27 protein-coding genes and 1 tRNA gene are annotated in these 23400 nt (G+C 56.1%); 12 read left to right on the forward strand and 16 right to left on the reverse strand.

The genetic code is table 11. The features are described 5' to 3' along the window. The coding region (locus tag ACR0MQ_RS14400; RefSeq protein ID WP_480608939.1) for an IS6 family transposase at positions 1-343 on the reverse strand (343 nt) is incomplete at its 3' end. Here ACR0MQ_RS14400 and ACR0MQ_RS14405 point away from each other — a divergent pair. Further along, positions 342-539: a recombinase family protein gene (locus ACR0MQ_RS14405; RefSeq protein WP_480608942.1), complete on the forward strand. Its 198-nt coding sequence runs from the start codon at positions 342-344 to the stop codon at positions 537-539. The genes ACR0MQ_RS14400 and ACR0MQ_RS14405 overlap by 2 nt on opposite strands. 413 nt (positions 540-952) lie before the next feature. On the opposite strand, the gene ACR0MQ_RS14410 is transcribed toward ACR0MQ_RS14405, so the two are convergent. Next, a complete protein-coding gene (locus ACR0MQ_RS14410; RefSeq protein ID WP_480608946.1) occupies positions 953-1363 on the reverse strand; it encodes a hypothetical protein in 411 nt (136 codons plus the stop codon). A 372-nt stretch (positions 1364-1735) separates the two neighbouring features. Then, positions 1736-1825: transfer RNA gene (locus tag ACR0MQ_RS14415), tRNA-Ser, on the reverse strand. 204 nt (positions 1826-2029) lie between these two features. Here ACR0MQ_RS14415 and ACR0MQ_RS14420 point away from each other — a divergent pair. The 8 genes from ACR0MQ_RS14420 to ACR0MQ_RS14455 all read left to right on the forward strand — a co-directional run bounded on the left by ACR0MQ_RS14420 (position 2030) and on the right by ACR0MQ_RS14455 (position 9602). Next, positions 2030-3331: an SPOR domain-containing protein gene (locus tag ACR0MQ_RS14420; RefSeq protein WP_170775745.1), complete on the forward strand. Its 1302-nt coding sequence runs from the start codon at positions 2030-2032 to the stop codon at positions 3329-3331. Positions 3332-3350: 19 nt separating this feature from the next. Further along, entirely contained in the window at positions 3351-4517 is a 1167-nt protein-coding gene (locus ACR0MQ_RS14425) for a D-alanyl-D-alanine carboxypeptidase family protein (protein ID WP_480608949.1), read from the forward strand. Continuing rightward, on the forward strand, positions 4514-5140 hold the full coding sequence (tmk, locus tag ACR0MQ_RS14430; protein WP_480608952.1) for a dTMP kinase: 627 nt from the start codon (positions 4514-4516) through the stop codon (positions 5138-5140). Before ACR0MQ_RS14425 ends, tmk begins: the two co-directional genes overlap by 4 nt. A 7-nt stretch (positions 5141-5147) precedes the next feature. Beyond that, positions 5148-6269, forward strand: coding sequence for a DNA polymerase III subunit delta' (locus ACR0MQ_RS14435; RefSeq protein WP_480608955.1), 1122 nt, complete (start codon positions 5148-5150; stop codon positions 6267-6269). Beyond that, positions 6266-7072, forward strand: a complete 807-nt coding sequence (locus ACR0MQ_RS14440; RefSeq protein ID WP_170775736.1) for a TatD family hydrolase — start codon at positions 6266-6268, stop codon at positions 7070-7072. The genes ACR0MQ_RS14435 and ACR0MQ_RS14440 overlap by 4 nt, the downstream gene beginning before the upstream one ends. Further along, a complete protein-coding gene (locus tag ACR0MQ_RS14445) occupies positions 7069-7866 on the forward strand; it encodes an MBL fold metallo-hydrolase (RefSeq protein ID WP_170775734.1) in 798 nt (265 codons plus the stop codon). The genes ACR0MQ_RS14440 and ACR0MQ_RS14445 overlap by 4 nt, the downstream gene beginning before the upstream one ends. Positions 7867-7910: 44 nt before the next feature. After that, positions 7911-8843: an AEC family transporter gene (locus tag ACR0MQ_RS14450; RefSeq protein ID WP_170775732.1), complete on the forward strand. Its 933-nt coding sequence runs from the start codon at positions 7911-7913 to the stop codon at positions 8841-8843. 72 nt (positions 8844-8915) lie between these two features. Further along, positions 8916-9602 carry a CbiX/SirB N-terminal domain-containing protein gene (locus tag ACR0MQ_RS14455; RefSeq protein WP_170775730.1) on the forward strand — a complete coding sequence of 229 codons (687 nt, stop codon included), beginning with the start codon at positions 8916-8918 and terminating at the stop codon, positions 9600-9602. A gap of 11 nt (positions 9603-9613) precedes the next feature. On the opposite strand, the gene ACR0MQ_RS14460 is transcribed toward ACR0MQ_RS14455, so the two are convergent. From ACR0MQ_RS14460 to ACR0MQ_RS14480, 5 genes are all read right to left on the reverse strand, one after another. Further along, entirely contained in the window at positions 9614-10612 is a 999-nt protein-coding gene (locus ACR0MQ_RS14460; RefSeq protein WP_170775729.1) for a GGDEF domain-containing protein, read from the reverse strand. Beyond that, positions 10609-11196, reverse strand: a complete 588-nt coding sequence (locus ACR0MQ_RS14465; RefSeq protein WP_170775727.1) for a heme NO-binding domain-containing protein — start codon at positions 11194-11196, stop codon at positions 10609-10611. Before ACR0MQ_RS14465 ends, ACR0MQ_RS14460 begins: the two co-directional genes overlap by 4 nt. A 123-nt stretch (positions 11197-11319) precedes the next feature. Continuing rightward, complete coding sequence (locus ACR0MQ_RS14470) at positions 11320-12879, reverse strand: trimethylamine methyltransferase family protein (protein ID WP_010442744.1); 1560 nt, start codon at positions 12877-12879, stop codon at positions 11320-11322. A 120-nt stretch (positions 12880-12999) separates the two neighbouring features. After that, positions 13000-13692: an HAD family hydrolase gene (locus ACR0MQ_RS14475; RefSeq protein WP_480608960.1), complete on the reverse strand. Its 693-nt coding sequence runs from the start codon at positions 13690-13692 to the stop codon at positions 13000-13002. Positions 13693-13711: 19 nt separating this feature from the next. Next, positions 13712-13996, reverse strand: coding sequence for a DUF3572 domain-containing protein (locus ACR0MQ_RS14480; protein WP_170775723.1), 285 nt, complete (start codon positions 13994-13996; stop codon positions 13712-13714). Positions 13997-14085: 89 nt separating this feature from the next. Between ACR0MQ_RS14480 and ACR0MQ_RS14485 the strand changes: the two genes are divergently transcribed. Beyond that, positions 14086-15486, forward strand: coding sequence for a diguanylate cyclase (locus ACR0MQ_RS14485; RefSeq protein WP_480608963.1), 1401 nt, complete (start codon positions 14086-14088; stop codon positions 15484-15486). A 4-nt stretch (positions 15487-15490) separates the two neighbouring features. On the opposite strand, the gene ACR0MQ_RS14490 is transcribed toward ACR0MQ_RS14485, so the two are convergent. The 4 genes from ACR0MQ_RS14490 to ACR0MQ_RS14505 are packed head-to-tail and all read right to left on the reverse strand — an operon-like array spanning position 15491 to position 17374. Further along, positions 15491-15964 (reverse strand): periplasmic heavy metal sensor, encoded by a 474-nt coding sequence (locus tag ACR0MQ_RS14490; RefSeq protein ID WP_170775719.1) that lies wholly within the window; start codon positions 15962-15964, stop codon positions 15491-15493. Beyond that, positions 15961-16305, reverse strand: coding sequence for a hypothetical protein (locus ACR0MQ_RS14495; RefSeq protein WP_170775717.1), 345 nt, complete (start codon positions 16303-16305; stop codon positions 15961-15963). The genes ACR0MQ_RS14490 and ACR0MQ_RS14495 overlap by 4 nt, the downstream gene beginning before the upstream one ends. Beyond that, positions 16298-16912 (reverse strand): RNA polymerase sigma factor, encoded by a 615-nt coding sequence (locus tag ACR0MQ_RS14500; protein WP_170775715.1) that lies wholly within the window; start codon positions 16910-16912, stop codon positions 16298-16300. Before ACR0MQ_RS14500 ends, ACR0MQ_RS14495 begins: the two co-directional genes overlap by 8 nt. A 6-nt stretch (positions 16913-16918) precedes the next feature. Further along, positions 16919-17374 carry an EF-hand domain-containing protein gene (locus ACR0MQ_RS14505; RefSeq protein WP_170775713.1) on the reverse strand — a complete coding sequence of 152 codons (456 nt, stop codon included), beginning with the start codon at positions 17372-17374 and terminating at the stop codon, positions 16919-16921. 221 nt (positions 17375-17595) lie between these two features. On the opposite strand from ACR0MQ_RS14505, the gene ACR0MQ_RS14510 reads away from it, so the two are divergent. Together ACR0MQ_RS14510 and ACR0MQ_RS14515 are read left to right on the forward strand one after the other, a co-directional pair. Further along, positions 17596-17994 (forward strand): DUF983 domain-containing protein, encoded by a 399-nt coding sequence (locus ACR0MQ_RS14510; protein WP_170476512.1) that lies wholly within the window; start codon positions 17596-17598, stop codon positions 17992-17994. Next, positions 17991-18692 (forward strand): NUDIX hydrolase, encoded by a 702-nt coding sequence (locus tag ACR0MQ_RS14515; RefSeq protein ID WP_480608969.1) that lies wholly within the window; start codon positions 17991-17993, stop codon positions 18690-18692. The genes ACR0MQ_RS14510 and ACR0MQ_RS14515 overlap by 4 nt, the downstream gene beginning before the upstream one ends. Here ACR0MQ_RS14515 and ACR0MQ_RS14520 read toward each other — a convergent pair. The 4 genes from ACR0MQ_RS14520 to nuoN are packed head-to-tail and all read right to left on the reverse strand — an operon-like array spanning position 18689 to position 23389. Continuing rightward, positions 18689-20356 (reverse strand): ribonuclease J, encoded by a 1668-nt coding sequence (locus tag ACR0MQ_RS14520; protein ID WP_170775709.1) that lies wholly within the window; start codon positions 20354-20356, stop codon positions 18689-18691. The genes ACR0MQ_RS14515 and ACR0MQ_RS14520 overlap by 4 nt on opposite strands. Beyond that, on the reverse strand, positions 20353-21132 hold the full coding sequence (locus tag ACR0MQ_RS14525) for a type III pantothenate kinase (RefSeq protein WP_170476518.1): 780 nt from the start codon (positions 21130-21132) through the stop codon (positions 20353-20355). Before ACR0MQ_RS14525 ends, ACR0MQ_RS14520 begins: the two co-directional genes overlap by 4 nt. Before the next feature lie 11 nt (positions 21133-21143). Further along, positions 21144-21893: a biotin--[acetyl-CoA-carboxylase] ligase gene (locus ACR0MQ_RS14530; protein WP_170775707.1), complete on the reverse strand. Its 750-nt coding sequence runs from the start codon at positions 21891-21893 to the stop codon at positions 21144-21146. A gap of 53 nt (positions 21894-21946) precedes the next feature. After that, the gene (gene nuoN, locus ACR0MQ_RS14535; protein ID WP_170775705.1) at positions 21947-23389 is read right to left on the reverse strand and encodes an NADH-quinone oxidoreductase subunit NuoN; all 1443 of its coding nucleotides are present in this window, start codon (positions 23387-23389) and stop codon (positions 21947-21949) included. Positions 23390-23400 lie beyond the last annotated feature (11 nt).

The following is a 23400-nucleotide window of genomic DNA, read 5'->3' on the forward strand; positions in this document are numbered from 1 at the left end:
GTTTGGTAACGATTGCTTCCAGCACTTCGCCCTCATGATCGACGGCCCGCCAGAGGTAGTGTCTCTTGCCATTCACCTTCACGAAAACCTCGTCCACGTGCCACTTCCATTTGGAGTAAGCTCTCAATTGCTGAACACGCTTTCTTCGGATCTCTGACGCAAACATTGGGCCAAACCTGTTCCACCGATACCGGACAGTTTCGTGGCTCACGTCGATGCCTCGCTCGTGTAACAAGTCTTCGACATTTCGAAGCGAGAGTGGGAAACGGATGTAAAGCATCACCGCAAGGCGGATGATCTGAGGGCTGGTTTTGAAATACTTGAAAGAGGCAGGTCTGGTCATGGACAAAAGCTACGCAACCACCCTGCCCGCCTCAAGACAAGTTCTTCTGACAAGACACTATTACCTGTTGCGCAACCCGGTTTATCTCGGAAAAGTCCGCCACAAGGACAAGATCTGGGGCGGACAACATCCGGCGATCATCGACCAGGAAATCTGGGACCGGGTACAGGAGAAAATGCGCCAAGCGTCGCTGTGATCCCGTGCAGACCCTACACCCAATGAGCGCCAACACTCCACTGACCCCTGGGCCTGGCTCACCGGTCTGCTGCAGGACGAAACTGGTGATCGATTGACGCCGACCCACACCACGCGCAAAGGCCGACGGTTGAGCTACTAAATCTCCAATCGACTGATCTAGGGTGGCAAGGATATCTCTGGCTGGCGACTGCCCGGCCTGGCGCTGGAACACGCGGTAATGAATGTCATCGTCAGACACCTGCAAGACGCCGCAATCACGCATCGAGTTCTGGCGCAGCCGGAGGCGGGGTCAGCGGAGGCGGTTCAGACTTCAGTTGCGGATTTAGTAACCCGCTTCAACGCCAAGCCGGTCAGGTAGGCGATGACATTCTGGCCACCGGCAGAATTGCACGAGGACAAATTGACCTCGAATTAAATCCCAAAACTCTGGCAAGCACGCTTGGCATCTCTGCCGATCATCTGCACCCGGATCTCACGCACATCACCGCATCCTTCGATCTGCGCCGCCGCGGCGTCGAGGCCAAGGTCATCGCCGGAGACATGGCACCCCAACCCGATCCCCACCTCCGGTCCATGCTGATCCGCGCCGATGGCTGGGCGCGCGATCTGAAAGCCGGGGTTCAACTGATGGAAATCGCACGCCGCGAAAGCGTCCCCGGCGCCTTCATCCGCACCCGTGCTCAGCTCGCCTTTCTCTCCCCGAAGATTCAGGCAGCGATTCTCGACGGCACACAGCCTCCCGAACTCACACTCAAGCGTCTGGTCAGCGTGACCCACCCAGTTGATTGGTCCGAACAGGAACGCCTCTTCGGCTTCTGACATCTCCAGATCCTACGTCCCTGATACGGGGTTTGCTCTCCCTGATCCGTCGGCACAATTCCCTGTTCCAATGAGAGAATTCCCTGTTCCACGTTTTAGGGAATTTGCAGGATAAACCTCTGTAAAATACTTAGTTCTGACCCGAGAAATGACGGAACTTAGACCCTTTTCGCGAAATTTCCCTGTAAATTGCAGGGTATCAGGGAAATTCGCCCCAAAGCGACCCCGCCAAAATGCGCCACTGAGACTGCGGCCGGAATTGCGCTCTGAGTGTACGATCTACTCCGTCTCTGATTGAACGCGCATGCGCCAACTCGCGGGAATTGCGGCACAATTCCGGGTCAGAAAACACAACTGAAGTGAGACGGGTATGAGTGGCGGGGAGACAGGGATTCGAACCCTGGGAACGCTCTCACGTTCAACGGTTTTCAAGACCGCCGCATTCGACCACTCTGCCACCTCCCCGCGTGCCGCAGGGTCTAAGCTGTGTTTCAGGCAGAGGCAAGCCATAAAGCGGGAAATCTTGCCTAAGCTTCAGCAGCAGTCTTTCCTTAGCCCCGTGCCCGCGTTATCATTCGCGGACAAGACCGCTAGAGACTGGCAAGAAGAACCAGCAATCACGCGGTGGGGCGCGGCCAATATGGCTTTGTCAGGCAAGGGATTGAGACAATGGAGCGAGCTACGGGCACACGCTTAGGGCCACAACGGCTGGCAATTCTGGTCGTGGGTTTGGCCGCTTTGGCTGGGTGCGAAGAAGGGTTCAGCCTGCAAGAGGCCCCTGAAGAGGAAGTTGCGACCGAAGAGGCAGACAATACCAACAGGTTCGAGTTGTTCCCGGATGCGGCACCTGCGAACCAGCGTGATGTTGAGGCACCCGATGTATTTCAGGTGACCGAAGCCGGACTTTGGGATGGACGCCCCTCTCTGGGTGGAATTTGGGTGGCACACCCTGATGTTACTCAACCCGAGCGGGTGCGGATCAAGAACACAGCCAACAACAAGACAGTTACGGGCGCATTGTTCCGTCGCGAGCGGGCTTTACCTGGACCTGCGCTACAGGTCTCTTCCTCGGCCGCAGAACAGCTCGGTATGCTGGCGGGGGCCCCAACCAAGGTTCAAGTCGTGGCGCTGCGCCGTGAGGCGATTGAAGTGCCCCCTGCCCCTGAAGAGACAGAGGCGACCGAGGACGGAGAGGTTGCGGAAGGAATCGAAGCGGCTGCGGAAACAGCTGAAGGCGAAGCGGTCGAACAGCCCGTTAAACGTAAGTGGTGGCAGAAAAAACCAACCAATGACACGAATGCTGGTGCTGCAGTCGTTGCTGGGGCAGCCGCTGGCGCCGTCGTCGCATCTTCGGACGATGAGTCGGCCCCCGCCGAAGTGCAAAGCACCGAGGTTGCCGATGCAGATCCACAAGCCACTGAGCAACCAGTCAAACGCAAATGGTGGCAGAAAAAACCAACGGATGAAGCCAACGCTGCGGCAGCAGGAGCAGCTGCTGCCGCCGTCACAGAGGCTGATGCCGCCCCGACCGAGGTGCAGTCGGCGGCATTGTCAGACCCAGAGATAACACCGCCAACTGAGAAGCCCGCTAAGCGCAAGTGGTGGCAAAAGAAAAACCCTAACGAGATCACCGAAACGCCATTGGACCCGATCGCAGGTGCTGCGGCAGCAATTGAAGCATCCGAACCGACCGCTGCAACGGCACCGGTGGCAGCAAGCACTGCAACGGCAGGAGGCTTATCCAAGCCGTATGTTCAGGCTGGAACTTTTGGCGTTGAATCCAATGCCAAGAGCGCAGCGGAAAAGATACGTCGGAATGGGATGAATGCTGACGTGTTTGAACTGAAAGGTGAAGACAAATCAGTATGGCGCGTTCTGGTTGGACCTGTTGCAACACGCAGCGAACGCCGGGCATTATTGAATGACGTCAAAGACCTTGGGTTTACTGATGCCTTCACGTCCAAGAACTGACTGAACTAGGAGGCGAATGATGCTTTCCGCTTTACGATCAACCTCTCTTGCCATTGGGCTGGCACTAACTGCGCTGCCGGCCCATGCGTTCGACACCACCGCGCGCGCTGCTTATGTGATCGATCAGAAAACCGGCACTGTGCTGTTGTCGAAAGACGCTGATCAGCCTCTGCCCCCGGCTTCTATGTCGAAACTCATGACGCTTTATGTCGCGTTTGAAGCGCTGCGCGATGGTCGCCTTACGCTGGACGAAACTCTGCCCGTATCTGAACACGCCATGAGCTATGGTGGCTCGACCATGTTCCTGAACACGCAGGACCGTGTGCGGGTCGAAGACCTTCTACGCGGGATCATTGTGCTATCTGGAAACGACGCCTGCGTCGTGATTGCCGAGGCATTGAGCCCCGACGGGACCGAAGCCGGGTTTGCCCGCTTTATGACCCAGCGCGGGCAACAGATGGGTATGAACAACTCGAACTTTGCCAATTCTAATGGCTGGCCTGCTGCGGGGCACATGATGTCTGTGCATGATCTGGCAGTTTTGGCCGATCGATTGATCACTGATTTCCCTGAATACTATCCCCTCTTTGCGGAAGAGGTTTTCGAATTCGACGGTCGTGCCCCGTCGAACGCACGCAACCGTAATCCTCTACTGAAACTGGATATCGGGGCCGACGGTCTCAAGACCGGTCACACGCAAGAAGCAGGATATGGTCTGGTTGGTTCGGCCAAACAAGGGGATCGCCGGGTTGTCTTTGTGCTCTCCGGGCTCGACAGCGTCGGCAAACGGGCAGAGGAGGCTGAGGCCGTGGTTAACTGGTCGTTTCGAAATTTTGTCGAGAGGACAGTTGCCAAATCGGAAGAACCGGTAGCGCAGGCCAAGCTTTGGATGGGTGCGGAAAAAACTGTGGGTTTGGTGCCCGAAGGTGATCTGACCCTGCTGTTTCCAGTCCTGGGCAACAAGGACATTCAGGCCGAAGTCGTCTACGAAGGCCCGATCAATGCGCCGGTCAGCAAAGGCCAACAGCTGGCTGAGTTGGTGATCAAACCCGAAGGCCTGCCGGAAATCCGCCGCCCGTTGGTGGCAGACAGGGATGTACCCCTCGGCGGGTTTGTCGTCCGCATGATGACAGTGGGCGGCATCGTTCTAAAAGACGTGATCAACAATCCGCTGGAGCAAATGTGACGGCGCGCGGCACGTTTCTTACCTTCGAAGGCATTGACGGATCAGGCAAGTCTACACAGGCCCGCCTGCTGGCCGATCACCTGCGACGTGAAGGCCGCGATGTCATTCTGACTCGGGAACCGGGTGGGTCTGCCGGCGCCGAAGAAATTCGCAATCTGGTTTTACAGGGCGACCCGGATCGTTGGTCGGCCGAAACGGAAATTCTGCTATTCACTGCAGCCCGGCGTGACCATCTGGAACGCACAATCGAACCCGCACTGGCCGCTGGAAAAGTGGTCATCTGCGACCGATTTGCCGACAGCACTCGCATGTATCAGGGGATGTCGCGTGGCGATCTTCGCAACCTCGTGGATCAGCTGCACAATTTGATGATCGAGCGCGAGCCTGACCTGACACTACTGATCGATATGGATCCGGAAACCGGTCTATCACGCGCTAAGGGTCGGCAAGGTGCCGAAGAACGGTTCGAAGATTTCGGTGTCGATCTTCAACTGCAGATGCGTGCAGGTTTTCTCGCTCTGGCGGACGAATTCCAGGATCGTTTTCGAGTGGTGAACGGCAATAGGGACATGGACAGCGTCGCGCAGGATGTGACAGACATTGTTATGACTTCTCTGCGATAGACCAGACATGAGCGACGACACCCCAACTCCGGATCAGGCCCCTGGCGCCCCACATCCGCGAGAAACCACCCGGCTTATCGGGCAGGACGCAGCACAACAGGCCTTTCTGACCGCGTACAATTCGGATCGATTGCACCATGGTTGGTTGCTGACCGGTCCTCGTGGAGTGGGCAAAGCAACACTAGCATGGCGGATCGCGCAGTTCTTGCTGGCCACGCCGCCATCTGATGATGGCGGGCTGTTCGGCGCTCCACCTCCGCCTGACACTCTGGACATCGACCCGGAACACCCGGTCGCCCATCGCATTCTTGCCGGGGCCGAACCCGGCCTTGCCGCAATTACCCGCTCTGTCAACGATCAGGGACGGCTGCGCAATGAAATCGTTGTTGATGACGTCCGCAAACTTGGGCGGTTCTTCGGCTTGTCCTCTGCTGATGGAGGGCGGCGGGTTGTCATCGTGGACTCGGCGGATGAAATGAACGTCAGCGCCGCAAACGCGCTGTTGAAAATGCTCGAAGAGCCCCCCGCGCGCACAACCCTGCTGCTGATTTCGCACCAACCCTCGCGCCTGCTGCCAACCATCCGGTCGCGTTGCCGCACACTACGGCTATCCCCTCTCTCGCCTGACGATATGCAGGCTGCGCTGTCGCAGACCGATACGGAAATTCCTAACCAGACTGACCATCTCGCAGCGCTCGCCGCCGGATCAGTGGGTGACGCCGTTCGCTTAATAAACCTCGGCGGGCTGGAACTTTATGCCGAACTGATCGCTATTTTAGGCACCCTGCCCCGGCTTGACCGCCAGCGCGCTCTAAAACTGGCCGAAACGGCTGCACAGCGTGGGGCGGCCGAACGGTTCGATCTGCTGCTTTCATTGATAGACGTGGTGCTCGCGCGCCTGGCTCTGACTGGTGCGACCGGCACCGCACTGATGCCCGAGGCCGCTCCGAATGAGGCCGAAACTTTATCGCGTCTCTCCAGCTCACCGCAAAAGGCCCGCCAATGGGCCGAAATCGCCGCCCCCATCACGGCGCGTGCGCGGCATGGGCAGGCGGTGAACCTTGACCCTGCCTCGCTTGTCCTAGATACGCTGTTCAAGATACAGGAAACCGCCGGTCACAACAGATGAGCCCCACTCCCGAAATTACCGACAGCCATTGCCATCTGGATTTCCCGGATTTTGACGGTCAGCTGGAAGAAATCGTTTCACGCGCTGCCGTCGCTGGCGTGACCCGCATGGTGACCATCTGCACACGGTTGCGTAACGAGCCCACGGTACGCGCCATCGCTGAGGCTCATGCCCCTGTCTTTTATGCCGCAGGCACCCACCCGATGAGCGCCGCTGACGAGCCGATGGCAACAGTCGATGAACTGCTCGCATTCGCCAAGCATCCGAAATTCGTGGGCATTGGGGAAAGCGGGCTTGATTATCACTACACCGCTGAGTCGGCGGATGTGCAAAAGCGTTCGCTGCGTATCCATATCGAAGCGGCGCAGCGGACCGGATTACCCCTGATTATCCATGCACGTGCCGCGGATGAGGACATGGCACGTATCTTGGCGGATGAGCATAGAAACGCTCCGTATTCCTGTGTCATGCATTGTTTTTCTTCCTCAGCCGAGCTGGCCCGAGCCGCCCTTGATCTTGGTTTCTATCTGTCCATGTCCGGCATTGCAGCATTCCCCAAAAGTCAGGAGCTGCGTGATATCTTCGCCGCCGCACCCATCGATCGTATCCTGGTTGAAACCGACGCGCCCTATCTGGCGCCGCCGCCCTATCGCGGCAAACGAAACGAACCGGCCTACACCGCGCATACAGCGCGCAAAGGGGCCGAAGTATTCGGTTTGGAGTACGCCGATTTCGCCGCCCAAACACAGGCCAATTTTGACCGGCTGTTCACCAAAGCCGCTTGCTACAAGGCCGCTGCATGAGCGAGCTGCGCTTTACAATACTTGGCTGCGGTTCGTCCGGAGGTGTACCGCGACTTGGGGGGCATTGGGGTGAATGCGATCCGGAGAACCCCAAAAACATCCGGCGTCGCTGCTCACTGTTGGTCGAACGCGATGGGTCAGAGGGTACAACCTCGGCATTGATCGATACGTCTCCTGATATGCGCAGCCAATTGCTGGGCACCGGAACAGGGCGTTTGGATGGCGTGATCTACACCCATTCCCATGCCGATCACACCAATGGCATCGACGATCTGCGGATGATTGTTTTCAACATGAAAACCCGCGTGCCTGTATGGGCGGACGGCGATACCCAGAACGATCTACTCGGTCGCTTTGGTTATGCGTTTGTTCAACCCGAAGGCTCACCCTATCCGCCCATCCTGGACCTAAAGACAATCAATGGCCCGTTTGAGATTTCCGGCCCCGGCGGCCTGATCCCCTTTCGACCATTCCGTGTGAACCATGGGTCGATTGATGCACTTGGCTTCAAGATGGGAAATCTCGTTTATCTGCCTGATGTTGCGGAGCTTTATGATGAGAGCATGGCTGAGCTTTCAGACCTCGACTGCCTGATCATCGACGCCCTGCGCCGATCCCCGCACCCAACCCATGCCCATCTGGAGAAGACACTGGGCTGGATTGAGCAATTGAAACCAAAACGTGCCGTTCTGACCAACATGCATATCGATCTGGATTATGCCACGGTTGATGCGGAAACACCGGATCATATTACACCTGCTTTTGACGGCATGGTGATCCGGCAACCGCTGTAGGGCAAGACGCTGTTCGCGCGCGCGATACCGTCGATGGCAGCGACATGTTCCAAAGCCTGATCGATGTCATCCTGCCGGTGTTTTTGGTCATCGGCGCCGGGTATACGGCAACCCGGTTCGGATATTTCCGCGAAGATCATATCGACGGGTTGATGAAATTCACGCAGGGCTTCGCCATTCCCTGTTTGTTGTTTCTGGCCATCGCCAATCTCGATCTCAGCGCAAGCTTCGACCCCAGACTATTAACCAGTTTCTATTCGGCAGCTGGCCTCTGTTTTGTCGCCGGAATGGTTGGCGCTCGCCTCATATTCGGACGCGAGTGGGAGGACTCGATCGCGATTGGCTTTTGCTGCTTGTTCTCAAATTCAGTGCTTTTAGGGCTGCCCATCACGGAACGTGCCTACGGACCGGACAATTTGACGGGAAATTTTGCGATCATCGCCTTCCATTCACCGTTTTGCTATTGCGTTGGTATCACCGTGATGGAGATCTTTCGAAACCGTGGCCATGGTGGGACGCGGATGGTGAAATCCGTATTGTCCGCAATGTTCAAGAATGCGTTGATACTGGGCATCTCACTGGGCTTTGTTGTCAATCTTACCGGGCTTGTAATACCGGGCGTGGTTGATGACGCGTTGAACCTGATCACGCGCGCGGCCCTACCCGGCGCACTATTCGCATTGGGGGGCGTACTGGTGAAGTACCGACCCGAAGGCGATTTGCGCGCCATTATCTTCGTCTGTTGCATCTCGCTGTTGCTACATCCAAGCCTCGTATGGCTATTCGGAACTTCACTAGCGCTACCGCAAGATCTGTTTCGCTCAGGTGTTCTTACCGCTGCGATGGCTCCGGGCTTCAACGCCTATATCTTTGCAAATATGTATGGGCGCGCCAAACGGGTTGCTGCATCTTCAGTTTTGATCGGCACCGCATCATCCATACTGACTGTCTGGCTTTGGTTGACCCTACTTGGATAGCCAAATCAAAAATCCTGCATTGACTCTGCGAACAAGCAGGACATCTTTCGCAGCACCATCTCGGAGCACCGCATGCCACACGCCGTTATCGTCGCACATGGACAACCGTCAAATCCGGCACCCGCCGAGGCGGCGCTTGCGCGCTTTGCCAGGCAAATAGATTCACTGTGTCATCGGGTCTCGGTTCATTCCGCCACTTTGGCTGCACCTGACACGCTTGAGACGTGCCTTGACGAATTGCCCGGCGACATAGCGATCTATCCGTTGTTCATGGCGAAGGGTTGGTTTGTGACCAAGGCTTTACCTAAGCGACTTGGTTCTCGGTCGGTCAGAATTCTGGATCCTCTGGGTATCGACCCGCAGATGCCATTTTTGGTTAAAAGCGCCCTGGATCAAAAACTTGAAAATCTAGGATGGTCAGCACCTGACACTGATCTGGTAATCGCAGCCCATGGTTCAGGGCGCAGCAATAACCCGGCAACGGTGGCCCATGGGTTTGCAGATACGCTGGGCCAATTGGTAACATTCAAAAGCACCCGAACCGGCTTTGTTGAGCAATCTCCAAGCATTGCCGAGGCTGCATCAGGATGTGGTGAAAAGGCGCTTTGCCTGCCCTTCTTTGCCTGCACTGGAGGCCATGTGCTCGAAGATGTGCCGCAAGAATTGGCCCGCGCAAACTTCGCCGGCCAAGTTATGCCAGTCATTTCTGAGCTACCCCAAGTCGAACAACATATCGCTGCGACATTGGAAGCCATTTAGGCAAGCGCATTCTATCCGGATTGTTGTGCATTCGAAAACTCGCAGTAGAACCGGTGGCAAGATCGTCCGTTTCGTTTTGCGGCGTATAGCGCTAGGTCAGCAGCATGCAGTACATCCTGCGCTTTTGGCATTTCGAACTGGGTCGACAAAGCAGTACCAACGCTCGCTGATACACTGCAGGCCGCCCCCTCGAATTTCATCGGCTGGCAAAGTTGCGCGATCAGGCGTCGGGCAATGCTGTCGAGTTTTTTCTGGTCGGTCATCCCTTTGATAATCAAGACAAACTCGTCCCCGCCGACACGAGCGACCGTATCATCACTCCGCGTTTCATCAAGCATGATCATTGCGGCTTGCTGCAGCACATAATCCCCTGCGGCATGGCCAAGACGATCATTGACCGATTTGAAAAAATCCAAATCCAGATGCATTAGTGCAAATGACGATTTCGTTGATATCAAATGCCCGAGTATATGGTCCATTGCACGCCGGTTTTTTAGCCCGGTCAGCGTGTCTGTATAGGCCTGCTCCTCAGCTGCCAGCTTTGCACCTTGCAGACGCAGGTTCAATGATCTGGAAGCCTCCATCGCGGCAGATTTAGCTTCGACCAAATACAGCAATTCGATCGACAAATCGGTGCCTGAGAAATCTGCGCTTGTCAGTGCATAGTCTCGCACCGCATCCAATATTGAAATTCCGAATGACAGGTTAACAACCGATGCACCCTTGCCAGAAAGTGGCGCGATCAGGCCCTTAAAGGCTGTTTGCGGTTGGTCTTGGAAACGAAGACGTAACCGCCCGCCTGGCGTCGAAAGCAACGTCGGAAACTCAGTGACTGAACGCGGGCGCTGCAACTCAAAGACGTCAAGAAAACGCCGCCCTGCCATGGGTTGCTCCGGGCGCAGTTTCTGCACTGTGGGGCCCACTTGAACAATTCGCCCCTCATCATTGATAAGAACATACATGGGGCAAAAAGTATCGAGAAGGGAAGCCAGATCTTCGGTTTCGATCATGATTTCCGCGCCCCAAGCTCAAAATGACGCCCTTCGGCAAAGGCGCTTTCGATCAGTGTAATCGAAATGAGCTCTGACCCATTTCGACGCTCTTCGTTCGAAAGAACAACAAGTGCGCCGTAGTCATCCGCCATAGCCCGCAAAACACCAGTCATAACACTGGAAAATCCCGGCAGCCCGGGAGAGCAATATAGTTGGTATTCCGCTGATGAATGTTCCTGCAATTCAAGGTCCGGCAGCGTGAGATCCGAAACAGCAAGGCGCACTCGATCAGACAAATCATCTAGCGAGTGCAAAAACTCGACATACGTTACGCCCCCGAAACGCAGCAATCGCCTTAGGTCCTCCATATTCGCATGTGATACGAGGTAGGTTCCCAAGTCCTCAAGAAACTCGGATTTTCGACGGTTCAATTCGGTACAAAGCACGTCCAGCACACGATCTGAAACCTCTGCCTCATAGATCAGCATCGCCTCGAATTCGACGAAATCCAATCCTGCGGCTTGGGTCGCCTGCAGCCAGCATTGGCGCCCATAAGTGGCACAAACGAATGATTGGATCGCCCTGTTAATCAGCCCATGCATGAAACAACTCGAATTGGATATCTGCTTCAGGTGACCCCAGAAAACTTAACAAACACCCAATATCCTGGCCGAGATCATGAGAATGTTAGACATTCATGACCTAATCCCCGTGGTACGGTTAGGTCAGAAATCTGTCGGCGCGCCCCCTTCAGCCTTGCGGCGGGCAACAAAGTCTTCAAGCTCTTCGCGGATCGCCTCGTCCAACGCCGGAGCTTCAAAATTGTTAACGATTTCTTTGAACATTCGATGGGCCCGTTCCGCAGTCCAGATACCGCCAGCGACCTCCCAGGCCTCAAAGTTTTTCCAATCGCTCAGAAACGGCTGATAAAACGCCGTGGTATAGCGATCCTGTGTGTGTTGAATGCCAAAGAAATGCCCGTCATTTCCCACTGAACGGATTGCTTCAAGGGCGATCTCGTCCGGTCCTGTTGCTGTCAATTCCGGCTGCATATATCGCTGAATCTGTTGCAGGATTTCGCAATCCATGATGAATTTCTCAGGACTCGCGATCAGACCGCCTTCAAGCCAACCAGCCGCGTGATAGACCATATTTGTTCCAGATTGAACAGCGGCCCACAGTGAATTTGATGTCTCCCAAATGGCCTGGCCATCTGGCACATTCGCAGCGCACACACCCGAAGAGCGCATCGGCAATCCATAGAACCGCGCCATTTGTCCGGTCATCTGCGTCGAGCGCATGTATTCCGGCGTCCCGAACGCGGGTGCTCCGGACTTCATATCAACATTCGAGGTGAACGTCCCAATCACGCACGGAATGCCGGGCCTGACATATTGGAACAGCGCAATCGCACACAATGCCTCAGCCAGCGATTGGGCGACCGCACCCGCCATCGTCACTGGGGCCATTGCGCCTGCCAGCGTAAACGGAGTTACTACGATCGCTTGCCCGCGCCGCGCCAACCTCAGACAACCATCGATCATCGGATGGTCGTGCTTGAGCGGTGAGGTCGAGTTGATGTTGGTATACATCCGAGGCGATGCCTCAAACTCTTCGTGACTCAAACCGCCTGCGATACGGACCATTTCCATCACATCTTCGACACGTTCCTTACCCAGTGAGTAGGCGTGCATCGCCTTGTCAGTCAGCGTGAGCTTGTCATAAAGCACATCAAGATGTCGGACGCTGGCATGGATATCGACAGGTTCAACCGGATAACCTCCGGCAAAATGGATGCAGTTGAAATACTGCGTCAGTTTCAGCAAATCCTGACACATCCGTCGGGTGCCGGGTACTTTTTTACCAATTTCCATGTCCCAATAGTTCGGCGGTGAAGAAACATTGCCGAACAACATGGTTTTGCCTCCAACCTCGATCTGACGGTCCAAATTGCGTGGCGTTATGGTGAATGAGCTTGGGGCTTTGCGCACCATTTCCATGACAAAGTCCCGCCCCATACGGACGTTATCACCAGAGATCGTACAGCCAGCTTCGCGCAAAATGCCAAGAGCTTCCTGATTATAGAACTCGATACCGATCTCTTCGAGGATGCGCATAGCTCCTTCGTGGATCGCCTCAATCCCCTCTGATCCCAACGGTTCTGTTGGCCGGTCTAAGTTCACAGGCGGATTCCACGGCATCTGATCGATGACTTCACTTCCGCGACGGGTGGCTGCACCAGCGCGGCCGCCGCTGCGGCGTCTGCGTGTCCTGCTGTCTTCCATAGCTGTCCTCCTGGCGCTCTCTTTCTCAAGAAAGCCCCGAAGAATTAGCTCTGGCCGCTCTATCTGCGACAAGTGGTGTCGGTTTTGTCGTTCAAACTGGCGTTTCAGAACACCGAACAATCAGATTTCTGACAACCAGCCGGGAATATGGCCGATGTCGGGTAAAACTACATCTGCCAAAGGTTCGAGCGTTTCTGTTGTGGCCAGCCCCGTAAGAACACCAATCGTCACCATGCCTGCGGCGCGACCCGCTTCAAGATCATGAAGACTGTCACCAACCATGGCGACGCGCGACGGATCAACATCGACATGTTTGGCAAATGCCAAAAGCTGTCCTGGACCGGGTTTGAAGCCATGGCCACTGTCATACCCTGCAACAAAATCGAAGTGGCCCCGAACTCCGACCGATTCGAGATGACGCAGCGCCGGTATCTCGGCGTCATTGGTCGCAACACCCAGTTTAAGCCCGGCCTTTCGCATATTTTCAAGAAAAGGTGCGAGAGGAACAGCAGGCATTTGCTCTGACGCTGCGGATGCGTCATTGAGAGTTTCGACGATTTGATGCTGAGCGATGCCAGCCAAGTGCGGCGTCAGAGCACGCGCAATTTCATCGACGGTTCCCGCAATAACGATACTTTCAGGGCTATATCTCTCCTCGGCATAATCAAAACCGATGACCTGGCCAAGTTCAGCCGCGCGCTGTGTATCACCGTCGGATAGGCGTTCAAGTGCGATACGTCCGAACGCACCCCATGTAGACGCAAAGTCAAAAAGCGTGCCGTCCTTGTCGAAGACGAGGGCGTCAATGTTCATGAAATTAGGCTCCTATTGGTCAGGTCCAGTGCATATCAGAAGTGCCGGATAACACGGCGCGGGCACGGTCCGGTTCTTCGTAGGGCACGGAATGGGCGTCACAAAAGGCGATCACCCAGGAATCGTCAAGCACCAGAAAGTCCAGTACTGAACCCAAAAACTCGCTTTCTCCTGCCCGAGAGCGCAAATCCTCTATGGAAGCGCCGGTTGCACCCAGAAAAACTGGGAGCAACTCATCATTTCCAACCAACCAATTCAGCACCCTCAGGGCCAATGTTTCAGCAGAATGGACAGAGATCGGCATTATCTGGCCCCGACGACGCTCTTGGAAAGGGTTTGTTAACCAGACTCATAAACACTTTGGTAGCGCATGCAATCTAACGGTGAACGGCAATGTCTGTACAGGGTACCATATTGGTCCTCGACGGGGTCTCGACCAATCGCATTATGCTTAAGGTCCAGCTCACCGCGGCTTGGTATCATGTTGTACAAGGGGAAAAGCTGGCCGGGTTGGGTGCTTTACTAAGGCGCACGCGTCCTGACTTGATTTTGACCGCCCAAACCTTGCCCGACGGGACCGCCTCGGATGTTAAGAAGTTAATGGCGGTTGATCCCAATTTGGCTGATATACCGATTGTTGCCATCACACCGCAAAATGATAGGGCGGCGCGATTAAAGGCCTTATCGGATGGTTTAGACGACGTGCTGGGTTACCCATTTAAGGATACTTTGCTTCTCGCGCGTGTTCGCAGCCTGTTGCGCTCACGTGCCGATCGGCAGGAACTGAGTCTTAGGGACGCCAACCAATCCATTGGTTTTGGTGAGGCGGCACAGACACCGCTTGCGCCACCTGCGATCGCGCAGATTGCGCTGTTGACCCAGACCCCACGCGCCGGAGCGCTATGGGGTAGTGCGTTGGCACAGCAAACACGATACCGCCTGTCCAATTACACTTTACCCGATCTGCACGGCGTTTTCTCTGAACCTGCTCCTGATGCCATTGTCGTCGAGCTTGCGCCCGGCGGATCAGGAGGGCACATCCTGGCCGATCTAAAATCCCGAAGCGCCACCCGAAACACCGTATTAATCGGCGTTCTGTCAAACGAGGATGCGACCCTCGCCGCCGAGGCTTTGGATAAAGGGGCGGATGCAAGTTGCATGGGAGGGTTCCACCCGGACGAAATCTCGCTCCGACTCGATACCCAGATCGCCCGCAAAACCCGCGACGACAAATTGCGCGCGTCGATACGTAAGTATCTGTCCGAATCGCTGACCGATCCCCTGACAGGGTTACACAATCGTCGTTTCGCCATGAGGGCACTTGATCAGATCGCCCACCAGGCCTTGAAAACAGGGCGTGGGTTTGCACTGATGCTGGCGGATTTAGATCACTTCAAGGCGATTAATGATCGTTTTGGTCACGCTGGCGGTGACATCGTTCTGACAGAAACAGCGCGCAGGCTTCAGGCAGCAACAGGAAAGGCCGGCTTTGTCGCACGCATTGGTGGAGAGGAATTCATGATTGGGCTTCCTCATTGCTCGGCAGAGCAGGCGTTAAAACACGCGGACATGATCTGCGAAAGCATTTGCAACAAACCGTTTTGCCTGCCCGACGAATCCGTATTGACCTCGGTCACGATCAGCGTAGGCGTAAAATGGTGTTCCTCACCTGATCTGAATATTGCAGATCGCGGAAATGCCGTCGGTCAGTTGTTCCGTTCAGCCGACCAAGCTCTTTATGCGGCGAAAAATGCGGGTCGCAACCAGGTGCATATCCGTAGTTCAGCAGCCTGACGAGTTAGTTTCGTTTCTTGTGTTTACCAGGGCCACGTCTGACGACCTCCTCCAGCCGATCTGCATATTTGACCCGCTCTTCCGCGCTCATTTGCGTGACTTGCGCAAGCCATTGCTGGTGCAGCGCTGTTTGCAGTTCTGCCGTAGCCTGCGCCTGCTTCTCAAGCAAATCTTCAACCGCAGACGGATCAAATGGCATGGCTCGCAAGGCCTGGCTAAGCGCACCAAAATCCTGTTTGCGTCGATGCGATCCTTTGCCACGCAGATCTGACAATTCACCTTTGAGAGATTTGCGATCAGATTTGGGCAGGGCATAATACAATGCTGGGCCAAATCCTGGCGGTATGGCGGCACGATCACTGCCTTTGAAACGCAAGGCTGTACCCAGGACGACTCCTGCAATCAGCAGGTTCAGAGCAAGCGAAGCGATCAGCAGAACAGGCATCCATTTGCGTTTGGGTGCAGGATTATCGCTCATTCCGCGTCCTCCAGATAGTTTTCATCTAAGTTGAGATCAGCCATCAGATAGGTTGCATCCTGCGAGACAAAATAGTCTGCAGGGTCAGGTAGAAAAGCAGGCGCAGAAAACCCGATCCAGATGCCAGCTGCACTTGCGGCCACAAGGCCACTTACCCCATGCCAGCCGCCGATGACATTCATCCGGTCCCGCCATGTTCGACGCCGTTTGCGTGCGGATCGAGCCAACCGAACCGCCTCTGCATCGGTTTCAATTCGGACGGCAAGATTGTCCGGGAACGCATCCCGAGCGTCGCGCGCTTGCGCAAACAGGTGTTCGAGTTTTTTGTCATGATCAGCCATGTTCGTACCCCAGTTCATCCCGACGCCCCGCAAGTAGTGCGGCCAGTGATCGTTTTCCACGCGCAGTCAGGCTTTCAACCGCCTCAACCGAGATATCCATAATCCCTGCGATTTCAGGGTTGGACAACTCTTCGATATGCCGCAGAACTACCGCTTGCCGTTGCCGATCCGGCAACTGATCCAATGCCGCCTGCAACGCATCCTTACGCTCGGTATCTTGCATCCGATCAACCACGCTGGCGGATTCGTCTTCTGGCTCGGCAACATTTTCGAGCGCATCAGGCCGATTTCTTCGGCGCAGATCCAGGCACAGGTTCAATGTCACACGATAAAGCCAGGTCGAAATCTGCGCCTGTCCCGGCACCCAGTCGGGCGCCATCTTCCAAAGACGCATCATCGCCTCTTGTGTCACATCTTCGGCTTCCGCCTGATTTCCCAACATTCGCAAGGCCACGGAATAGCTGCGCGGTCCAAGCCGTCCGGTCAGCAGACGGGCCGCAGCCGCATTGCCACCAGCAAACCGGCCCAACAACTCCTCGTCGCTGGGCTCGGGCACAGCAGAAAAACCGCCGTGCGCCTCGTTTGGGTAAGAGGTCAGATCCTCCATCCCGTATCAGTTGTTGTCTGTGTCCGACTTCTGGTGCCGCTTGTGTTTCCGACCCATCCTGTCTTTCGCATCCGCATATTCCTGTTCTGATATCGATCCGTTCCCATCGGCGTCGATACGCTCGAACATCTTGGAGGCACGGCGCGGTTTCGGCAATTCATCTTCGCTGAGGAAACCATCGGAGTTAGCATCGTGCTTCTCAAACATCTTAGAGACACGCTCGCCGGCTTTCGCCTGTGTTGCTGCCTGCATTTCCTCAACGCTCAGCTGCCCGTCTCCGTCCGTGTCCGCGGTCGTGAACTTCTGGTTGCGATGCGCCGCGATCTCGGCCTGCGTTACCTGCCCGTCTCCGTCGGCATCCAGTTCCTGAAACGTCGGACGCGGCCCTTTGGCCAGTGCTGAGCTGCCGGATACTGCAACTGCCGCAAGAACGATGGCGGAGATGAAAGTTTTGGTTTTCATTACAAAGTTCCCTGAATTTCGCGGCACCTTGCCGCTGTTGATACTTCTTAAAACGCAGCCCGGGCAGCTTTCCGTCGCATCGCGCACAACTTTTTTCGTCATGTTTGAAATTCGATCAGTTGCTGATACGCTGTCAGGAGTCGCCACAAAGCGACGCACCCCCCTTTTCCGACGGGTTCGAAACGGCCTATATCGCCCGAATAGAAAAGCGCGAGATTTAAATGACTGATCAGACTATCGACACTGCGGTCGAGGACGACCGCCCGACCAAACCCGCACTGATCCGTGGGTTTCGTTGCAAATGCCCGAATTGCGGGGAAGGCAAACTGTTGCACAGCTATCTCAAGGTGAATGATAGTTGCTCGGAATGCGGTCAGGAATTGTTTCACCACCGTGCCGATGATGGCCCGGCCTATCTTACCATTTTGATCGTCGGGCACCTTCTGGCACCTGCGCTGCACGTCTCATACGTACACTGGCGGCCTGACCCTTGGGTCATGGCAATTGGCTTCTCGATCGCCTGCGTTGCCCTCTCGCTGTACCTTCTGCCCCGCTTGAAAGGGGCTGTGGTCGCATATCAATGGGCGCGTCGGATGCACGGGTTCGGCAAATCTGCATGAGCGCGGACAAAACCGCCATTCGCAATGCCGCGACCGTCATCGTTCTGCGCGACAGGCTCAGCGATCCCTCGATCCTGATGGGGCAGCGTGGTGCGAAAGCCGCGTTTATGCCAAACAAATTTGTCTTTCCCGGCGGTGCAGTCGACCCTGAAGACGCGCACGTTCCACTGAGCACTCAGTTACCCGATCTCTGCTCCGAACGTCTGTCACAGCGATCCGAACCAGGGTTGCAGAATGCACTGGCGGCTGCCGCGATCCGTGAATTGTGGGAAGAAACCGGATTGATCCTTGGGCAACCGGGCGAATGGCAGGGTGAGGCCTCGAACGACTGGCAGAGCTTTGCCGCTATGGGTTACCAACCTTCCGCAGAAGCGCTGCAATTCGTGTTCCGGGCGGTCACGCCACCCGGTCGCTCACGCCGGTTTGATGCCCGGTTCTTTTTGGTCGATGCAAAAGCGATTCAAGGCGATCTGGATGACTTCACTCATGCTTCGGACGAGTTATCGCATTTGCAGTGGGTCAAAATCAGCCAGGCGCGCGAATTCGATCTGCCTTTCATCACCGAAGTCGTTCTGGCCGAAATCGCCGTGCGCGCTGCAGACCCAAGCCCGCCGGACGCAGTGCCTTTTTTCCTCAACAACGAAGAAGCCAGCCTGTTCCTGCAATTGCGCGGCTTTCCAATGCCCTACACGAGCTAACGCATCCGGCTGACGACTACCGTCACCTCGGGTTTTTTGCCGATCTCAGCTTGGGCGGTCTGGCGCGCAATCCGGCGCAACCCCTCTTCCAGCTTGTCGTCATCGCGCAGCGTTTTTGCGCCAGCGCGCATCAGGAACTGGTTCAAATCTTCTTCCAACACCTCGACCAGACCGGCACGGGACGATCCGATCTCGGGCAGTCCCATCGTGTCGCACCATGGCTCGCCCAACGGTTCGTCTTCTTCGTCCAGAATGACTGTGATTGTGATATGGCCATTCAATGCCATGCGGATACGGTCACGCACAACACCATCCAATGCGCCTATCTTGACCGTACCATCCAGATAGGTCCGGCCCGTCTCGATGTAGTCTACCACTTTCGGAGCATTTCCGGTCAGGTCCAACATGGTGCCATTCACGGCCAAAATTCCGGTCCTGCCACCCGCCTCGGCCAGTTTGGCATGTTCACGCAAATGGCGGTGCTCGCCGTGCATCGGGATGACCATTTGCGGATCAACCAGAGCATGAACCTTTTCCAGATCAGGCCGGTTCGCGTGACCCGAGACGTGATACAGCCCTGAGCTGTCATCGACCACATCCACGCCCTTTTCACTGAGCTGGTTCATAATGCGGATCACACCGCGTTCGTTTCCTGGGATAGTCTTGGACGAGAACAGGAACAGATCCCCCTCTTTCACCTCAAGCCCGCGATAGTTACCGCGCGCCAGTTGGGCGCTGGCCGCACGGCGTTCTCCCTGACTGCCAGTCACAATCAGCATCAGGTTTGCGCGCGGGATATCCAGCGCCTCTTCCGCGCTTATGACTTTCGGGAAGTCGCTGAGAATGCCCGTTTCAGTCGCCGCCTCGATCATCCGGCGCATCGCACGGCCCAGCAATACGACCGAACGCCCAGCCTTCTGGCCAGCCTCGGCAAGCGTTTTCACGCGCGCCACGTTCGATGCAAATGTGGTTGCGATAACCATGCCATTGGCATCCTGCACCAGCTGCGTGATTTCAGGTCCGACCTCGGATTCCGAGCGGCCGGGGTGGGATGAAAAGACGTTAGTACTGTCACACACCAACGCTTTGACACCCGACTTGGCCACCTCGGACCACAAGTCAGGATCAAACGGCTCACCCACAATTGGGTTGGCATCAAGTTTGAAATCACCTGTGTGCACAACGCGTCCAGCCGGAGTATCGATGACCAGCCCCGCACTTTCCGGGATCGAATGCGATACCGGCAAGAAACCAACTGTGAATGGTCCGGCATTGATCTGTTCGGGCCACGGAGATGCTGTTCGCACCGTCTTGGTCGGATGACCATGCTCCTCCATCTTGCGGCGCGCAATATTCGCCGTGAAGGCACGCGCATAAACAGGGGCACCCAGTGCCTCATAGCAATGCGCGACCGCTCCGACGTGGTCCTCATGCGCATGAGTGACAAAGACCGCTTCAAGCTGATCGGCACGCTCCTTCAGCCATGTGATATCGGCAAAGATAAGATCAACGCCGGGCGAGGTATCCATGTCCGGGAAAGCAACCCCGAGGTCCACCAGAATCAACCGCTCTTGTCCTGGTTTGCCGTAGCCATAGACATAGGCATTCATGCCGATTTCGCCTGCGCCGCCCAGCGGCAGATAGATCAGTCGTTCACTGCTCATGTTGAGCCATTTTCCTTGTTATAGCGATGGATCACGGTCAATCCGTGCATCGTCAGATCGTCCTCAAACTCGTCGAACAGGTCAGCGGCTTGCTGAAACAGGGGCGCAAGACCCCCGGTCGAGATTACTTTCATAGGCACCCCGGCCTCGGCTTTAATACGCTCGCAGATCTCGCGCACCAGGCCGACATAGCCCCAGAAGACACCGGATTGAATGCACTCTACCGTGTGGGTCCCGATCACCTTTTGTGGCTTCGATATGTCTACATGTGGCAGCGCGGCGGCTGCGAGGTGCAGTGCCTCAAGGCTAAGATTGACGCCAGGCGCGATAACTCCGCCAACATAGGCGCCGTCATGAGCGACGACATCAAATGTCGTTGCCGTACCGAAATCCACCACGACCAGATCGCCGCCAAAGCGGTCAAAGGCCCCTGCTGTATTAACCAGACGGTCCGGTCCGACTTGCGTGCCTTCGTCGACACGAGGGTAGGCGGGCAGCAGGCAGTCGGGTTTACCAACGACCAGAGGGCGGCACCCGAAGAAACGGTCTGCAAAGACCCGCAGGTTGAAAACAACACGTGGCACAGTCGAAGAGATGATGACATCTGTAATGTCCACCTCAATTCCGTAGTGCTTTACCAATGTCGAATACCACGTGAAATACGCATCGGCAGTTCGCGCGTGGTGGGTTGAGGTGCGCAGGGTGCACAGAAATTTCTCGCCATCCCAGATCGAGAAAACGGTGTTGGTATTGCCGCAATCAATCGCCAGAAGCATTTGTGCCCCCTTTAGAAATAGACGTCCGCGGCAGGAATGCTGACACGGCCCTTGGCGGTGTTTAGGACAAGGCTGCCACCCGCGTCTACCGTTTCGAAGGTTCCTACCGTCTCGGACGTTGCGGTACGCGCGGTAATAACCTCGCCCAGCCGTGCTGCGCGAGAGAGCCACGCGGTGCGGATCGGATCGAACCCATACGTCATGAACTGGGTTTCATAGTGGGCATAGGCCGAAGCCAGTTCTGCCAGAAAATCCTCAGGCGTGACATGGGAACCGGTTTCCGACAGCAACGACACCGGCCGCACGGCGCCGGGTTCGACGCTGCCAGCGGTGGGAGCCTCGGACAGATTGACGCCAATGCCGATTGCCAGATGCGAAACACCTCGTCCCTGCCCAGTGCTTTCCAGCAAGATGCCAGCCAGCTTGCCACCGTTGAGCAACACATCGTTAGGCCACTTCAGTGACAGACCCGCCGCTCGACCGGTCACCGCGACGCAGGCATCGTAAAGTGCGAGGGCCGCGACGAAACTGCGAAGCGCGGCTTGTTCCGGATCTCCAGGCGGTCGCATCAGCAAGGTCGCGGCCAGATTGCCCTTGGGGTTGGTCCAGGCACGACCACGCCGACCGCGCGCTGCGGTCTGGCGATGCGCCAAAATCCAGACGGGTCCCGAGGCGGTCGGCGCGAGTCGCGCGGCTTCGTTTAGGGTGCTGTCCACCTCCTGCAGTACATGCAGCCCGTATCCTTGCGGCCAATCACTCATGTCAAAAAGGCCCGGTACAGTGACCGAGCCCCTTTCTGTTTACGGAACCAAGATCAGTTGACAAGCGTTGTCGCCGCCGCAGCTGCAGCGCCTTCGATTCCGAACTGATAAAACACACCGATCAGCATCAGCGCGGCAGACCCCATCAGAGCGCCCCACAGAACTGGTGACGATCGCGTTTCGATCGGGTCCTCGTTCTCAGCCCCGAAATACATGTAGAACACGATCCGCAAGTAATAGAACGCACCGATGACCGAAGCGATTGCCGAGGCAATAACCAGACCGGTCAACCCGGCCTCTACACCAGCTTGCCAGACGCCAAACTTGGCGAAAAAGCCCAGCATCGGGGGCACGCCCGCAAGGCTGAACATCAGGATCAGAACAGCCAGAGCTTTCCCGGGGTCACGTTTTGAATACTGACGCAATGCATCGATATCCGTCACTGGCTTGCCATCACGCTCCATCATCAAGATGAAGGCGAATGTGCCGATGTTCATCGTCACATAGATTGCCAGATACATCAGCATGGCCTTGACGCCCATCTCGGTACCAGCGGCCAGACCAATCAGGGCATAGCCCATATGTGCAATCGAAGAGAACGCCATCAGGCGCTTGATGTCACGCTGCCCAATCGCCGCGACCGCACCCAGCAGCATCGACAGGACTGACAACAGAACGATCACCTGCTGCCAGTCTTTGACAACCCCGCCAAAGGCATCGTGCAAAACACGCGCGAACAGGGCCATCGCGGCCACTTTCGGGGCAGTGGCGAAGAACGCGGTAATGGGTGTCGGTGAGCCTTCATACACATCCGGTGTCCACATGTGGAACGGCACGGCAGAGACTTTGAATGCAAGGCCCGATATCAGCAAAACAAGGCCAAATAGCAGGCCGAGTGATACGTCGTCGTGATGCACGGTCTGGATGATGCCCGAGAACAAAGTCGTTCCGGTAAAGCCATAGACCAGCGACGCGCCGTAAAGCAGCAGGCCAGAACTGAGCGCGCCCAGAACAAAATACTTCAGTCCCGCCTCGGTCGATTTGGCACTGTCCCGACGCAGCGCGGCTACAACGTAAAGTGACAGCGATTGCAACTCGAGGCCCATATAAAGCGACATCAGATCGCCCGCGCTGACCATCATCATCATGCCAACAGCGGCCAGAGCCACAAGAAGCGGATATTCAAAACGCAACAGACCACGGCGTGCCATGTAATCCTGACTCATCAGCAGGACTGCGGCTGCAGAGAGAAGGATTGCAACTTTTGCAAACCGGGCAAATCCGTCATCCACGAACATGCCGTTGAAAGCAATGTTCGTGCCATCGCCATTGGTCGCGATCCAGATCGCCAACAACGCCATAAGCCCTGCCGTTGACCAGACCAACACCGGTGCCAGCCCATCTTTTGTTGTGTAGACAGCCCCGATCAGCGCCGCCATCGCATAGATCGCCAGAACGATTTCCGGCAGGATAATTGTCAGATCAGCCTGGATCATGTCTCCAAAGC

The sequence above is a fragment of the Ruegeria sp. AN6 genome (assembly GCF_056540425.1).